The organism is Laedolimicola ammoniilytica, assembly GCF_025567165.1.
Classification (GTDB): domain Bacteria; phylum Bacillota; class Clostridia; order Lachnospirales; family Lachnospiraceae; genus Laedolimicola; species Laedolimicola ammoniilytica.
In genome coordinates, this window is sequence record NZ_JAOQKC010000035.1 from 6,680 (window position 1) to 21,187 (window position 14,508).

General features: G+C 44.0%; 14 protein-coding genes and 1 pseudogene. 11 read left to right on the plus strand and 4 right to left on the minus strand.

Going from position 1 to position 14,508, the window contains the following annotated elements:
• The 5 genes and pseudogenes from OCV63_RS16545 to OCV63_RS16565 all read left to right on the plus strand — a co-directional run.
• Positions 1-421, plus strand: a pseudogene (locus tag OCV63_RS16545) (DNA topoisomerase III); the annotation flags it as partial.
• Between the two features lie 154 nt (positions 422-575).
• Complete coding sequence (locus tag OCV63_RS16550; RefSeq protein ID WP_002610337.1) at positions 576-4,409, plus strand: antirestriction protein ArdA; 3,834 nt, start codon at positions 576-578, stop codon at positions 4,407-4,409.
• Positions 4,410-4,412: 3 nt separating this feature from the next.
• Positions 4,413-5,357: a hypothetical protein gene (locus OCV63_RS16555; RefSeq protein ID WP_055153478.1), complete on the plus strand. Its 945-nt coding sequence runs from the start codon at positions 4,413-4,415 to the stop codon at positions 5,355-5,357.
• 2 nt (positions 5,358-5,359) lie between these two features.
• Positions 5,360-5,566, plus strand: a complete 207-nt coding sequence (locus OCV63_RS16560; RefSeq protein ID WP_002610341.1) for a transposon-transfer assisting family protein — start codon at positions 5,360-5,362, stop codon at positions 5,564-5,566.
• On the plus strand, positions 5,563-5,925 hold the full coding sequence (locus tag OCV63_RS16565) for a cysteine-rich VLP domain-containing protein (protein ID WP_002610343.1): 363 nt from the start codon (positions 5,563-5,565) through the stop codon (positions 5,923-5,925). Before OCV63_RS16560 ends, OCV63_RS16565 begins: the two co-directional genes overlap by 4 nt.
• Positions 5,926-6,104: 179 nt before the next feature.
• On the opposite strand, the gene OCV63_RS16570 is transcribed toward OCV63_RS16565, so the two are convergent.
• The 4 genes from OCV63_RS16570 to OCV63_RS16585 form a co-directional block, all read right to left on the minus strand.
• Entirely contained in the window at positions 6,105-6,362 is a 258-nt protein-coding gene (locus OCV63_RS16570) for a hypothetical protein (RefSeq protein ID WP_002610344.1), read from the minus strand.
• A 2-nt stretch (positions 6,363-6,364) separates the two neighbouring features.
• Entirely contained in the window at positions 6,365-7,711 is a 1,347-nt protein-coding gene (locus OCV63_RS16575; protein ID WP_158365337.1) for a relaxase/mobilization nuclease domain-containing protein, read from the minus strand.
• The gene (locus OCV63_RS16580) at positions 7,672-8,001 is read right to left on the minus strand and encodes a plasmid mobilization protein (protein ID WP_002610348.1); all 330 of its coding nucleotides are present in this window, start codon (positions 7,999-8,001) and stop codon (positions 7,672-7,674) included. The genes OCV63_RS16575 and OCV63_RS16580 overlap by 40 nt, the downstream gene beginning before the upstream one ends.
• A 243-nt stretch (positions 8,002-8,244) precedes the next feature.
• Entirely contained in the window at positions 8,245-8,604 is a 360-nt protein-coding gene (locus tag OCV63_RS16585; RefSeq protein WP_286439335.1) for a helix-turn-helix transcriptional regulator, read from the minus strand.
• Between the two features lie 160 nt (positions 8,605-8,764).
• Here OCV63_RS16585 and OCV63_RS16590 point away from each other — a divergent pair, with 160 nt between their 5' ends.
• The 6 genes from OCV63_RS16590 to OCV63_RS16615 all read left to right on the plus strand — a co-directional run bounded on the left by OCV63_RS16590 (position 8,765) and on the right by OCV63_RS16615 (position 14,244).
• Entirely contained in the window at positions 8,765-8,950 is a 186-nt protein-coding gene (locus OCV63_RS16590) for a helix-turn-helix domain-containing protein (RefSeq protein ID WP_003533355.1), read from the plus strand.
• Positions 8,951-9,055: 105 nt separating this feature from the next.
• Positions 9,056-9,838 carry an ABC transporter ATP-binding protein gene (locus tag OCV63_RS16595; RefSeq protein ID WP_002610352.1) on the plus strand — a complete coding sequence of 261 codons (783 nt, stop codon included), beginning with the start codon at positions 9,056-9,058 and terminating at the stop codon, positions 9,836-9,838.
• Positions 9,828-11,978, plus strand: coding sequence for an ABC transporter permease (locus OCV63_RS16600; RefSeq protein WP_002610354.1), 2,151 nt, complete (start codon positions 9,828-9,830; stop codon positions 11,976-11,978). The genes OCV63_RS16595 and OCV63_RS16600 overlap by 11 nt, the downstream gene beginning before the upstream one ends.
• Before the next feature lie 37 nt (positions 11,979-12,015).
• A complete protein-coding gene (locus tag OCV63_RS16605; protein ID WP_008727270.1) occupies positions 12,016-12,699 on the plus strand; it encodes a response regulator transcription factor in 684 nt (227 codons plus the stop codon).
• Positions 12,696-13,724 carry a sensor histidine kinase gene (locus tag OCV63_RS16610; RefSeq protein WP_002610358.1) on the plus strand — a complete coding sequence of 343 codons (1,029 nt, stop codon included), beginning with the start codon at positions 12,696-12,698 and terminating at the stop codon, positions 13,722-13,724. The genes OCV63_RS16605 and OCV63_RS16610 overlap by 4 nt, the downstream gene beginning before the upstream one ends.
• 22 nt (positions 13,725-13,746) lie before the next feature.
• Positions 13,747-14,244: a hypothetical protein gene (locus OCV63_RS16615; protein ID WP_002610362.1), complete on the plus strand. Its 498-nt coding sequence runs from the start codon at positions 13,747-13,749 to the stop codon at positions 14,242-14,244.
• Positions 14,245-14,508: the final 264 nt, after the last annotated feature.

Below are 14,508 nucleotides of genomic sequence, written 5' to 3' on the forward strand. Positions count from 1 at the left end.
GCAGATTGCCAAAGGCAAGGCAGACCCCGCCGCATTTATGGAGGGTATCGAGGATATGGCGCGGGAACTGGTAAAGACCTATCCGTTTCTTTCTGATGATAAAGCGCAGATGTTCAAGCCGGAACGGGAAGCGTTGGGAAGCTGCCCCCGCTGCGGTTCTCCTGTCTATGAGGGAAAGAAAAACTACTATTGCAGCAATAAGGAATGTAGCTTTACCATGTGGAAAAATGACCGTTTCTTTGAAGAACGAAAAGTAACCTTTACCCCCAAAATTGCCGCTGCACTCTTACAATCCGGCAAAGTAAATGTGAAAAAGCTCTATTCCCCAAAGACGGGCAAAACCTACGACGGAACTATCGTATTGGCTGATACAGGCGGGAAATATGTCAACTACCGCATTGAACTGTCGAAGAAGAAATAACTGAATAGCAAGCATAGGAAAAGAGTACCCTTTTCCGTAAAATCCCTGCTTTCTCTACCGAGAACGGCGGGGATTTTTGCTTGTTGGGAAGTTTCCCAAACCCTCTGTTTTATGGAGGGTTTTACCCTCTGAAACCGAAGAAAGGAGGTTACACATGGCAAGTTTACGGGACACCGTAAAGGACTATCAAGAAGAATTAAGGGACGGTATCGCTTGGGTGGCGTTTTGGAAAACGGGACGTTCTTGGAACGCCGAATATTTCCACCTTGAAATGAGCGACTACATTTACCCGGAGGACAGAAGCCGCATGGAAGAAATCAAACAGGCTGACCCTGCCGCCGTTGTGGTAAACGGCTATTATTCCGGCTATCTTGGCGAGGATATGAACCTTGACGAGCTGACCGCCGGGGTGCGCCGCCACTACGAAAACGGATATAGCAATATCGGGGAATTTATCGAAGCCCACGACGACAGGCTGCCGCCGGAGCTTATCGAGGAAGCAAGAGCCGCCGCCCACGCTGCGGGGCTTCCTTTCTCTGAAAAAGCCTACCGGGACGGCGAAGAACCCGACCCCTATATTTTTGACGGGAGCATGAGCATGGAGGACTACGAACTTATGCACCGTATGATTGAAAACGAAAGGAGCGAACGCATGGTAGAAACGATTTTAAGCGGGTATCTTTCTAATCTTGGAAAGTACACCGAGGGCAGACCTGCGGGCGAATGGGTATCATTCCCCACGACTGCCGAGCATTTGAAAGAAGTCTTTGACCGTATCGGGATAGACGGCAAAAACTACGGGGAGCTGCATATCACAGAATACCAGTCCTCTATTGCAGGACTGGCAGGAAAATTGACCGAGCTTGAAAGCCTTGACGAACTGAACTATTTGAGCGAACTTTTGAAAATGCAGTTTGACGACGACCGGGAAAAATTTGTTGCAGCTATGGAATACGGCGACCATACAAGGGACTTGCAGGATATTATCAACCTTGCACAAAACCTTGATTGTTACTGGCTTTACCCGTCCGTACAGAGTGAGGAAGATTACGGGCATTATCTGATTGAAGAACTGGACGAGTTGGAGCTGCCCGAAGAAGCAAAAAAATATTTCATGTATGAGGAATACGGGCGGGACGCTGCTATCAATGACGGGGGCAGCTTTACCGAACAGGGCTATATCTACAATAACCGCAACACCTTTACACAGTGGTACGACGGGCGCGACGTGCCGGAGGAATACCGGGTAACGCCGCAGCCGCCAGTACAGGAAAAGGAACAGGCAGACCTTGACGCTTCAGCAGCCATACAAACCGCCGCCACAGAGCAGCCCCCGGTTCTCCCGATTATCCTATCTTCTGAAAAGCCCGCCGATAAAATGAAAGAGATTACCGACCGACTGGAACAGGGAATTTTAGGACTGTATGAAAGCGACCGTTACGCCGATTATCTGCGTACCATGTCAAAATTCCATGATTACAGCCTTAACAATACAATCCTTATCGCCATGCAGGGCGGCAATCTTGTGAAAGGCTATAAACAATGGGAAAAGGAATTTGACCGCCATGTAAAGCCCGGAGAAAAAGCTATCAAGATACTTGCACCGTCCCCGTTTACCGTCAAGAAGCAGGTGGAAAAAATCGACCCGGACACCCAAAAGCCTGTTTTCGATAAGGACGGAAAACCTGTTACCGAAGAAAAAGAAATCAAGATACCCGCTTTTCGTGTAGTATCTGTCTTTGATATTTCACAGACCGAGGGAAAAGAACTTCCTGCCCTTACCTATGAGCTTACGGGCAACGTGGAACAATACAAGGATTTTTTCGCTGCCCTTGAAAAGACTTCCCCGTTTGCTATGGGATTTGAAGCACTAAGCGGCGGCGTAAAAGGACGCTGCAATTATGAGGAAAAGCGTATCTTCATCAACGAGGGCATGGACGAATTGCAGAATATCAAGACCGCAATCCATGAAATCGCCCACGCCACGCTGCATGATACCGCCCTTGCCATGCCGGAACGCCCCGACCGCCGCACCCGCGAGGTACAGGCGGAAAGCGTCGCCTATGCGGTCTGCCAACATTACGGGCTTGATACGTCGGACTATTCTTTTGGGTATATCGCCGGGTGGAGCAGCGGAAAAGAACTTGCAGAACTGAAAGGCTCTCTTGAAACAATCCGCAGCACCGCCGCAAATCTGATTGATACCATAGACGGACATTTTGCAGAAATCCAAAAGGCACAGGATAAGGAACAGACCACCGAACAGGCACAGCCCGCACAGGAAGCCGCCAAACAGCCCGAAACAAAAGCAGCCGCGCCGGAGCTTCCCGAAGAAACAGCCCCGGTACAGGAAAAAGAAGCACAGCCGGAACAGGCTGCACCCGCCGCCCCTTATTATACTATCAATGAAGCTGCCGCCAAACGTGCAAAGGATATGAACAGTTTTTCCGATTATAAGCAAGGCAGCGCGACGGCTGAATACAGGCACTATGTAGATGAAGCCGTACAACTTGCAGAAAGGCAGAAACAGCGGGTAGACCCGATGTACCATGAGAAAATCGACAGCCTGCTTGACACCTATGCCCGGAAACTGGCGGCGAACATGAATAAAGGCTATGAGATTGACGCGCGTGTTCCCTCTATCCTGATTGCGGGCGGCTCTAACTTCCCCACAAGGAAGAAAGAAAAGCAGAACGCAGCCCGCGACAGCAATTACCGGGAATGGCAGGACATACAAGGGCTTCTTGATAAAATCCGCAGTACCGGCATGGGCGGTATCAGTGCAGACGACCCGCAGGCAGTACAGAAGTTAGAAAAGAAACTGGAAAGCCTTGAAAAATCACAGGAAACCATGAAAGCCGTAAACGCCTACTACCGCAAGCATAAGACCCTTGACGGCTGCCCGCATTTACCGCCGGAGGAACTGGAAAAATTGAAAGCAGACATGGCGAGCAGTTGGCATTTGGAGGACAAGCCCTTTGCGACTTGGGCGTTATCCAACAACAGCGCAGAAATCCGGCGCGTGAAAGACCGTATCAAATCCCTTTCACAGCAAAAAGAAATCGGTTTTGTAGGTTGGGAATTTGACGGCGGCAAGGTGGAAGCAAACACCGAAGCGAACCGACTGCAAATCTTCTTTGAGGATAAGCCGGACGAAGCCACGCGGGAAGCCTTAAAAAGTAATGGCTTCCGTTGGTCGCCAAAAGCCGGGGCATGGCAGCGGCAGCTTACCAGTAACGCCTACTATGCGGCTGATTATGTGAAAGCGATTGCTCCCCTTACCGGGGAAAAGCCTACCGAGTTACAGCGGGCGCATATCCGGCAGCAAAAGGTAGCTGCACAGGAACAACCCGCACAGGAGCAGCCGGAGCAGGAAGCCCCACAGGACAAAGACACCTTTTCCATTTATCAGATAAAAGGCGGGGACGAAACAAGGGACTTGCGTTTTGAGCCTTACGACCGTCTGATTGCCGCCGGACACCGGGTAGACCCGAAAAACTATGCCCTTGTCTATTCCGCACCTCTTACGCCGGGGACTTCCCTTGAAGATATTTACACCCGCTTTAATATCGACCACCCGAAAGATTTTAAGGGACACAGCCTTTCTGTTTCCGACGTAGTGGTGCTTCATCAGAACGGGCAGGACACCGCCCACTATGTAGACAGCTTCGGTTATAAGAAAGTGCCGGAATTTTTGCAGCCGGAAAACTATCTGAAAACTGCCGAGCAGACCACCGAGCAAAACTACAACATGATTGACGGGCAGATAAACAACACCCCGACCGTCGCAGAATTGGAAGCAAAGGTAAAGACAGGAGAAACCATTTCCCTTGTTGACCTTGCGGAAACTGTCAAGGCTGACAAGGAACGTGGCAAGGCAGCAAAAACGGAAAAGAAGCCCTCTATCCGGGCGCAGCTTAAAGCAGCGAAAGAACAGACACCGAAGAAACAGGCAAAACAGAAAACACAGGATTTGGAAAGGAGCTGACGCATGAATAAGTTTGAAAACGTGGATATTTTCGCTTCTCTTGACGCTATCATGCGGCAGAATACAGGATTTTTCCAAAGTGATTTTGACATTGACAAGGAGATTATCGCAAAAGCAGCGGCAAGCCCTAACAGAGAGGATAAGACGCTGCTATGGTTTTGCCGCCCGTCCGGGACGCATTGTTTTAAGGAGCGCGACGTGTTCCTAAAGGATACCGCCGCCCACAATACATGGTGTTTTTACAAAGAGCAGACCTGCGACCGCGTTCTTGCCTATGCCGTCGAGCTGACGGGCAGGGAGCGCGGGAAAATCAAAGGCAATCTTTATGAGCTTGACTATGCAAGGCAGTATGAGCGCGTTAAGGACAATGCGCTTGCCGCCGACACAGTCAAGTTGATTTATGAGCATGGGACAAGGGAGATACCCGCCGGACAGCATTTTAACGGAAATCCCGATACTTCTTTAGGGAAGTTTGAACACTTTGAAGCAGTACCCAACGACCCGGACGCGCTACAATTCCTTTTACGGGAAGAAAAGCAAAAACGGGATAAACTGACACCGGGCGACTTCAAGGAACATACCGCCGCCCTGCGTGCTGGGCTGATTGAAGCCGAAGCGCGGCGCATTGTGCAGGAAATGAAGCGCAGGGACACGCCCAATAGCCCTAATAGGACACATTTCATGGTGGAGCTGTCCCCGACATTTATGCAGCTTGCGTCCTCTAAGGACACCGACCGTCTGTTTTCCATGTTGCCCTATAAGACACTTTCCTTTTCCAAAATCGAGGGCAGACATGGAACATACGCCTTGATTGATAAAAATGAAAACCGGGGCACAGATATTCGCAGGGTGCGCCCCTCAATCCGGGCGCAGCTTGCCGCTGACAAAAGAAAAGCCGCCCCGAAAAAGGCGGCTGTAAAATCAAAAAATCACGAATTGGAGGTATGAGCATGATTAGACTGACAGTTGAAGAAACAAACCTGTTGAGCATTTACAATGAGGACGGCAAACGTGGGCTTACAGAAAACATCAACGCTGCGCTGCCGTTCATGGACGAGGATATGCGGGAACTGGCGAAACGCACCCTTGCGAAAATCGCACCTCTGACAGAAAATGAGTATGCGGAGCTTGCTATTTTCGCCGCTGATGAGGTATGACCGGGATAAAGCGGCTTACACCACCCCAAAGCCGGAAAGTCAACAGCCTTATAAAAAAGGAGTGCTGCAACTGCGATAACGGACACTGTATTTTACTGGACGACGGGGAGGAATGTGTCTGCCCGCAGCTTATTTCCTATTCGCTTCTTTGCAAATGGTTTCAGACCGCCGTATTGCCCCTTGATAAGCTGCTGTATGCAGAGCTTTTCAAGACCGAGGATAAAAAGCGTTGTACCGAGTGCGGAACTTCTTTTGCGTCCACCTCTAACAGCGTCAAATACTGCCCGGACTGCCGGAAGCGTATTACCCGCAGACAGGCAGCGGAGCGCATGAGAAAACGGCGCGCCCTTGTTACGTAGTAGGGGCAAAAAAAGCCTTGATTTACGGGGCTTTCAGTGCTTGAAAATGACGCGGCAAGGGTTTTATACCTTATCCCCTAAAAATGACGTTCTATTGCGTAACAGATACCAAAAACGCACCTACATAAAACAGGGCGCGGACAGTCTTTTGTTGGCTGTCTGCGCCCTGTTCTTTTACTTTATTCGTGCAGTTCTTCTATATCCTTTATTCGGTTTTCCAATAGGATATACAGCTCTCCATTCTCTCCCCTTATAACCAGAGTATCATTTTCATCGGAATAAGTTCCATATTCCACACATTCTATATATCCGATAAGTGTATTTCCGTCCTCAAAAGTAATTTGGATTTTACTGTCTGCGTTAATATAAGTTTCTACGCCATAACTGCCATTTTCTAATGTTATTCTGTAACATGGTGTAATACCAACCATTTTCATAATTATTCCCGTTCCTTTCCTTTCTTCCGTTCCGGCTCTTTGCCTTGCCGCAAAATATTGTCTATGTTCTGTTTGATAACGTCGTATTCCTTGACCTGTTTTTTCAGCTTGCCATAATCAGCGTAAAGGGCTTCTTTTTGCGCTTGTAGTTTCCCGTATTCTTCCTGCATGGCGGCAAGATTGGGGAGTTTAGTAACGCCCGCCGCTTTCAGTGTCTTTACTGCCGCTTCATGGAGTATCAGACTGCTTTCCTGCTTTGCCCGGTATGCGTCCTTATCCTTTGCCCTGCGGTATGCTTCATAGACAGGTTTTGTCTTTTGGTAGGTAGTAACGTGCTTCATCAGCACCGCCATATCTGCAAGACGCTTTTCCACGCTCTTTAATGCGTCTGCTGTCTTTTCATTTTCCGCATTTACTTCCTCAATCCGGCTGACTAAATCTGCGTACTGCTCAATCTTATGTTCTGTCAAGAAATTCATAGTCTTTGCAGCCAGTTTCAGATTATGGATTTTCGCCCACTGTTCATAGCCCCGGCTCTCTTGTGCCTTGATACTGTTTTCAATGTCAATAAGCAGCGATACGCCGCGCTGCTCTTTGGGAGCTTTCGCTGCCTTTGTGCGTTTGCCCTCTATCCGTTCTCTTATGGCTTCCTCTGTATAATCTGTACCGAGAGTTTTCAGACGGGTAAAGCGTTCCTGTCCGGGAGCGCGGCAGGAGATATATTTTCCCGGCTTTATCTCATAACCCGCTGCCTGTAACCGCTGCAACAATTCTTCAAAACTTGCTACTTGGGGGATAAGCGTATCAACGGCAATTTTCAGCTTGCCTTTCCAACTTGTACCGACCTTTTCCGCTTGATATTCTGCATAGCTTTTTCCCTTGCTGCCTTTGCCCGGAACGACAACAGACAGCCCGTTTTCCCGGCACAGCTTATCGCTCATGTTCCGTATGCCGTAGTAACTGCACTTATTGGAATTGTACTTATGGTAGTCAACAAAATTGACCGCACAAAAAATGATATGGTTATGGATATGCCCTTTGTCTATGTGGGTAGTTAAGACGTATTCATGCTGTCCCTTTGTTACCGCGTCGGCAAGCTGCTTTCCGATTTCGTGGGCTTTCTCATAATCTACTTCTCCCGGCTCAAAGGACTGTATCAAATGGTGGGCGAGATTGTTTCCCTTATCTATGGCTTGTGCAAGCGTAAATCCAAACTCAATATCTGCCGTTTCATAGCTGCACCCAAAGGAGGACACAAGCATTTTCCCGTCTGTTTTATCCGGGTTTTGGATATAGTCAAGGGCTTTGCTCAACGTGCTTTTAATAGGCTTAATCTTTGTAACCGCCATATCTCCGCAAGCACCCCCTTTATTTCCTCTATGTCCTCTTGGTAAACGCTGCCTGTCGCATTGACACGCTTTGCAATCTGATTGATGTTGACCCCGATTTTCTGTATCTCTGCTGTCATGCCTTTTATATCGCTATGGTCTGTCTGAATGATATACCCGTCAATGGCAATCTTGCGAAGATACGCCGCCATGTTCCGGGTAGGGACAAGCTTCATTTTCTGTTCAATCAATGCCCTTTCTTCCTCTGTTACATAGAATTTGATTTGTATTTTTCTTTTGCGTCCGTTCATGCAATCGCTCCTTTCCATTCCGAGGGTTTGGGACACTTCCCAACAAGCAATTTTCAACCGACGCACCGCAGGACGGGAGGGCGAAAATACGGAAAAGGGTACTCTTTTCCTATGCTTGCTACGAAACTTTATCCCTTACTACCTACAACACCGGGAACGGCAAATTTGACGAACTTTCCCAAAAGAAAAACGCCGCAATCTGCGACGTTTCAATCACTCTATATAAACAAAAACGAGAGAACTTTATTCCCCCGTTTCGTCGTTGTTGGCTTCCTCTATTCCTTTTGCAGTAGCAGACAGGATTTTCAAATCTTTTTCGCTCATACCGTCAAGCATAGTATCGAGCTGACGGCGGCGCGTGGATTTCTCCTGTTCCCGTTCCGGGAAAAAGAACTGGTCTACTGATACATCAAGCAGGGTTACAAGCTCATATAAAATCTGTAAACTTGGGTGCTGCCCGCTGTTCTCAATGGACGCGATATATCGGGGCGCAATATTCAGCGTATCGGCTAACTGATTGCGTGATATTCCCTTTGCTTTTCTTGCTGCTTTAATGGCTTGCCCGAAAGCCTTAAAATCAAATTTTTCTTTGTTCTGCTTCATAGTCATTTCACCCAACTACATTGTATATTTCATCTTCCTTTCGAGATATGATTACACACAGCACATTATTGACTGAAATAGAGCATATCATATACTTGATATTATTCGGCTATCCGAGTATAATTATACTGGTAAAATTTGAGGAAAGGGCGTTTTGATTATGGAATATATGTCTTGTCCCGAAGCGGCAAAGAAATGGGGAATTTCTGAAAGACGAGTACAGATACTTTGTAGCGAAAATCGCATACCGGGCGTTTCAAAACTGGGGTATATGTGGCTGATACCAAAAAACGCGGAAAAACCTTTTGATATGAGAAAGAAACAACATAAAATGCAGATACAATAAACAAACAAATAAACCTTACAACAACTGTAAGTGGTGTGGTTGCTTCTTATGCAGTAAAATTATATTCGTAAGATAAGCGTAAGCAAAAAATGTGAGGTGTGAGATATGAATGATACAAAAAAACTATTAGAAGTACGCGACTTGCACAAAGCATATTCCAAAGAGGGGGTTCCAACAAAAGCACTAAACGGAATTACCTTTGATGTTCTGAATGGCGAATATTTGGGAATTATGGGAGCCAGCGGTTCTGGAAAAACAACATTGTTGAATTGTATTGCTACGGTCATTAAACCAACCTCTGGACAAATTTTACTTTCAGGTGCCAATATAAGCTCTTTTGATGGCACGAAGTTGGCTGAATATCGTGGCAACAAGATTGGTTATCTATTTCAAGATTTTGCTTTACTTGATAATCTAACTGGTAAAGAAAATATTATATTGCCTTTATCAATTCATAATATTGACATTGTTACAGCGGAAAAAAAGCTAAAAGATATAGCAGATTTTCTTGGAATTACAGACGTTCTTTCTAAATTTCCGTCACAAATGTCGGGCGGTCAAAAACAACGCGTAGCTGCTGCACGTAGTTTGATTTCTGACCCCGATATTATTTTGGCTGATGAACCTACAGGTGCATTAGATACAAAATCAGCACGTTTACTCATGGAGAAGTTACAGGAAATCAATCTTAGGCGTGGACGCACAATCCTAATGGTCACGCATGACCCTAACGCCGCGAGTTTCTGTTCTCGTATTTTGTTCATTCAAGACGGTGTTATTTTCCATGAGTTACGTCGTAAAATTCCAAATGAAACACAGGAAGATTTTTATGCACGTATTTTACAAGTGATGGCTCAAATGGGGGGAGGAAGTGCAAATGTTCTTTAATCTCACATGGCGAAACGCCAAACGGAGCCGTAGCGAAAACCTAATTTATTTTCTGACAATGATAACAGCCGTAGCAATGTTTTATATAGTGCTTTCTCTTGGACAACAGGACGTAATACGTTTTTTAAGTGAAATTGAGAGCGACGCAGTAGAACGGTTGCTTACTAATCTTTTACCGACGGTTTATCTTTGTGCTTTATTATTTGTGTTCTTTCTCGTAGTATTTGCAAACAAATATCAACTTGAATGTCGTAGTCGAGAACTGGGGCTTTATTTGATGTTTGGAATGACAAAGATTAAATTATTTATTCAAATAATGACAGAGGGGCTAATCACGTCGTTTTTAGCTCTTTTAGGAGGGCTTGTATGCGGTGGCTTTTTATCCGAAGCTATAAGTCTTACAACCGCGCGTTTAGTAGGGCATGGTATCATTACACACCAATTAAGTTTTTCTGTAAGTGCCGCTATTTTCACATCGTTAGGCTTCTTGATTATTCAGTTTGTAGCATTGTTTGTTCTATGCGGAAAGCTGTTCCGTAAAGAGCTACATCAACTTGTTTATGGAGAGATGGCGAAAAAGCAACGCACAGGGAATCCATATGTAAGTTTCGTATCGTTTGCTATAGGCACCGTAATTTTGCTTGTCGCGTACTGGATTGTTGTAGAGCATTTTATGGCTGCGAGTGGGGCAATGCTGCTTATTGCCGTTTTACTTGGAATTATCGGAACAATTCTATTTATTCGAGGACTTGCAAGAATTTTGAGTATATGGGCAGCTTCTATAAAACACAAAGCCACAAGAGGACTTTATGTATTTACTTTACGGCAGTTGCATGAAAATGTCGTTAATAAATATATTTCAATCAGCGTAGCGTCCATTCTGATGATGCTTACTATTATGTTAATTACCGACGGCTCAGTGCGCATAATGTCATATGGAAGTGAATTGACACGAGGTACTTCTGTTTATGACTTTACTGTAATGGGCAACGACCAAATTGTTGAGAAGTATCTTTCCAACGAACAAATTCGTCCTTATGTATCAAATCTGAACCGTATGGAAATAGGAAATATAAAATCCACTGCTTCGGATGGGATAAGTTCTCCTGTTGATTGGTCGAAATTTAGGAAACAAATCGTGCAGCATTTACCTCAAGATGTAGTAGACCCTGCCACACAAGAAGATGGTATGTATAGTTTTGGCTCCGACCAACCTGCTGCCTTAAACCTTTTAGGTCTTATTGATACTGGTAGTTCTTCTCCTTATTTGCTTCCTGTATCTTCCTATAATCGGTTATTGGATGCCGCGGGAGAAAAACAGATTAGCCTTGGGAACAATGAAGTTGTCTATTATCTCAACCCAGATTTTTTAGGTAATGCTCAAGATGAAACGGTTACACTGTTAAATCAAATTGCAGCAGACGCACAGGCGAATAATGAAGCGTTGCTTTCTATCAACGAAAGACCATTTTATCTTGTTCCCTCTGTACCGATGAAAGGGTTGACCGCAGATGAAAATATCAAGATTATAACTGCATTGATTGTTTCAGATGAGATATATTCAGAATTTGTAAATTCAGACACTTGTATGGTTTATTGGAACTTTTGTATTCCTAATGAACTTGTTGAAACAAAAGGTTTAATGTTACCGATTATGGAAGCTCGTGATTTGTTAAAACCATCTGGTCTATATTACGAAAGCTATCTTAATAATTTTGGGCGACAATTATTTTATGTTATTTCCGGAAGTTATACAACACTATACATGGGATTTATGTTTTTGATTATTGCGTGTGCATTACTTGCCCTGCAATTCTTGACGCAAATGCAAACTACAAAATCAAGGTATCTAACACTCTCTATTTTAGGAGCACGACGTGAACAAATTAAGCGTTCTATCAACCAACAAGTATTATGGTATTTCCTGCTTCCTCTTATATTAGCGTGTATCAGCGGAGCAGTAGGGATATATGCCATGCAGCTATATTTATATTCAGGAGCGGCACACCTTGAACAGTCCTATCCTCTTTTAATTGCTATGGCTGTTATTGTTGTTCTTGTTATGGTAATTTACGGTGTGGCTGTTGCTCGAACAGCTAATCGTGAAATAGGAAAGCTCAATTACAAGCCCAATTCTTAACAGGCTTATAAATATTATGGGAAAGGAGGCGGACATATTGGCAAAGATAGTTGTGGTTGAAGATGATGTTTATATGCGAGAAGAACTGTTGAACTTATTAGAAAAATCGGGATATGATACGATTGGATTATCGGATTTTGAAAACGCAGTATCAGAAATAGCAGCATATTTTCCCGACTTAATTTTGCTTGACATCAATCTTCCCTTTCGTTCGGGTTTTGAAATATGTAAAGAGTTGAAAGCTAAACAGATTGGTACGGTACTCGTATTGACTGCAAGAGATAAATTGCAGGACGAACTGCACGCATTAGACTTGGGGGCTGATGACTATTTAACAAAACCTTGTAATATGTCACGTTTACTTGCCCGAATTAAAAATCTTCTTCGACGTAAAGAAGAACAGGTACAGCAAGGGTTACTTGATGGAGGTGGTTTTTTACTTGACCCGAATACCTTTACAATTTATGTAGGGAATAGCTCTTACCTTATGCCACCGAACGAAGGAAAAATATTACTTGCTCTCTTGAAAAATAGCCCTAAGATTGTTTCTAAAAAAGAATTATGCATTAGACTATGGGGAACAGAAGAATTTATAGACGAAAATGCATTACAAGTAAATTTTACTCGGCTGCGAAAAACGCTTCGTGAATTTGGTCTTGAAGAACGTATAGAAACAGTGCGCGGTCAAGGCTACCGCTTGAAAGAGCAGGTGCGCTTATGAATAAGTTGAAAATACTTTTAATCTATATTTCCTCTAACCGGGTATGGATTATTACACTTGCCTGTTTGGACTTGTTCTTTATATTTCTTGCTTGGTTGGCTAACCCTGATTATTTTATAAATTATGCTGCATTGATAATTTTTGTGTCATTTGCCGCACTTGCTATTCCTCTTGCTATATCAATCAGAAAACGTAACAAGGCAGACGCTATTTTTCGGCGTTTTCTATTAGAGCCGGACGATACCAACGAATACTTACTGTGTGAAGCTGTTCCCGCTGTAATACGCCCTCTTATCTGTGAATTGGGAAAACATTTGAGGACGCAGCAAGAATATATCAACGAACAGAAAATTACAGTTACAGACTATGAACACTATGTTGAAAATTGGGTGCATGAAATCAAAAAACCACTATCCCTTATGACCTTGCTACTGGATAATCGAAAAGATGAAATGTCCCCTTTGGTTCATACTCGTATGCTTTATGTACGCGACCATACCCGACAGGATATAGAACAAATTCTATACTTTTCAAGGCTTGGGGCTACACATAAGGATTACTCTTTTGAGTCGCTTTCAATTCTTGGAACTTGCCGTGAAGCAGTTGAAGATAATTTAACGCTTCTTGAAGAAGCCGGATTTTCTATTGAATATACCGAAAACGATTATCAAGTGATTTCTGACAAAAAAGGTCTGATGTTCATTTTAGGACAGATAATCAGTAATAGTGTGAAATATGTGGGAAACAACCTTGCCCCACGGCTCATATTTTCCATAGCTGATAGTATGAATAGTGAACAGATTTCTTTATCTATCAAAGACAACGGCACAAGCATACCATTGTCTGACTTACCCTTTGTTTTCGACAAGGGGTTTACCGGAGATACGGGCAGTTACCTTAGTCGTTCTACAGGTATGGGCTTATACCTTGTTCAGAAAATGGCAACTGACTTATTTATCACGGTGGAGCTTAAAAACAATTCATACGGTGGAACAACCGTAACCTTGACGTTTCCAAAAGTGTAACGTCTATTTGGGAGGTAGTGAAATGCAGTTACAGAATGAAATAGTAAAAAAGCACACGCCAATAAAAAGCTTGCTCATTGATTGGTTAATTATATTTGGAACGTATCTTTTTATCCGCATATTCTTTGCCCTCTTTGGGCTTCATCAGAATATTGTCCTCTTGGGCTGTTGCCTTGCGATATTGCCCTATCTTTTTGGGGCGTTATATTTACAGAAATCCCACAAGCAATGTCAATTATGGCTTGCTGCATTGGCTATTTTAATACCGTCGGTCGTTGAAAAAGCAGCAATATATTTATTTGGTGCGTACTTATACAATTTAAGACCGATAAATGTTGTAGGAGTTATGGAAGCGATTAAGAGTAACGCACCATATACAAACTTCATTAAAAATCAATCAGCACAGAATTTAATAAATCTATCATATTTTAATTGGACATATATTCTATGCAGTATAGCTATTTCTGTTTTGGTTATCCTGCTTTTACATAAGACAAAACAAAAAAGTAATAAAGGATAATGAGAAATTTTTGAAATTGACATAGTATAGAACATCTGCCGGACGACGGCAAAGAAAAAAAGCCGTCGCAACGCAGACAGGTTTTCACGCGCCTATTCTATTTCGGCGGCTTTGATTTTCAGAGCCGCCGTTTCTTTTTATCTATCTAAATTCTAACGATAACTCTCCTACTAGATGTAAGCGTCAAATAAAACAGTGTATAGAAAAATAACCGTCAGCCTTTTATACTAAAAGGTCAACGGTTATCGACAGAATTCTTTTACA

Excerpts from the sequence above, each read along its gene's own strand:
- OCV63_RS16560 (WP_002610341.1), top strand. The coding sequence starts at position 5,360 with ATGATTAGACTGACAGTTGAAGAAACAAACCTGTTGAGCATTTACAAT.
- OCV63_RS16550 (WP_002610337.1), top strand. The coding sequence starts at position 576 with ATGGCAAGTTTACGGGACACCGTAAAGGACTATCAAGAAGAATTAAGG.
- OCV63_RS16555 (WP_055153478.1), top strand. The coding sequence starts at position 4,413 with ATGAATAAGTTTGAAAACGTGGATATTTTCGCTTCTCTTGACGCTATC.
- OCV63_RS16615 (WP_002610362.1), top strand. The coding sequence starts at position 13,747 with ATGCAGTTACAGAATGAAATAGTAAAAAAGCACACGCCAATAAAAAGC.
- OCV63_RS16575 (WP_158365337.1), bottom strand. The coding sequence starts at position 7,711 with ATGGCGGTTACAAAGATTAAGCCTATTAAAAGCACGTTGAGCAAAGCC.
- OCV63_RS16565 (WP_002610343.1), top strand. The coding sequence starts at position 5,563 with ATGACCGGGATAAAGCGGCTTACACCACCCCAAAGCCGGAAAGTCAAC.
- OCV63_RS16595 (WP_002610352.1), top strand. The coding sequence starts at position 9,056 with ATGAATGATACAAAAAAACTATTAGAAGTACGCGACTTGCACAAAGCA.
- OCV63_RS16570 (WP_002610344.1), bottom strand. The coding sequence starts at position 6,362 with ATGAAAATGGTTGGTATTACACCATGTTACAGAATAACATTAGAAAAT.
- OCV63_RS16580 (WP_002610348.1), bottom strand. The coding sequence starts at position 8,001 with ATGAACGGACGCAAAAGAAAAATACAAATCAAATTCTATGTAACAGAG.
- OCV63_RS16585 (WP_286439335.1), bottom strand. The coding sequence starts at position 8,604 with ATGAAGCAGAACAAAGAAAAATTTGATTTTAAGGCTTTCGGGCAAGCC.
- OCV63_RS16590 (WP_003533355.1), top strand. The coding sequence starts at position 8,765 with ATGGAATATATGTCTTGTCCCGAAGCGGCAAAGAAATGGGGAATTTCT.
- OCV63_RS16610 (WP_002610358.1), top strand. The coding sequence starts at position 12,696 with ATGAATAAGTTGAAAATACTTTTAATCTATATTTCCTCTAACCGGGTA.
- OCV63_RS16600 (WP_002610354.1), top strand. The coding sequence starts at position 9,828 with ATGTTCTTTAATCTCACATGGCGAAACGCCAAACGGAGCCGTAGCGAA.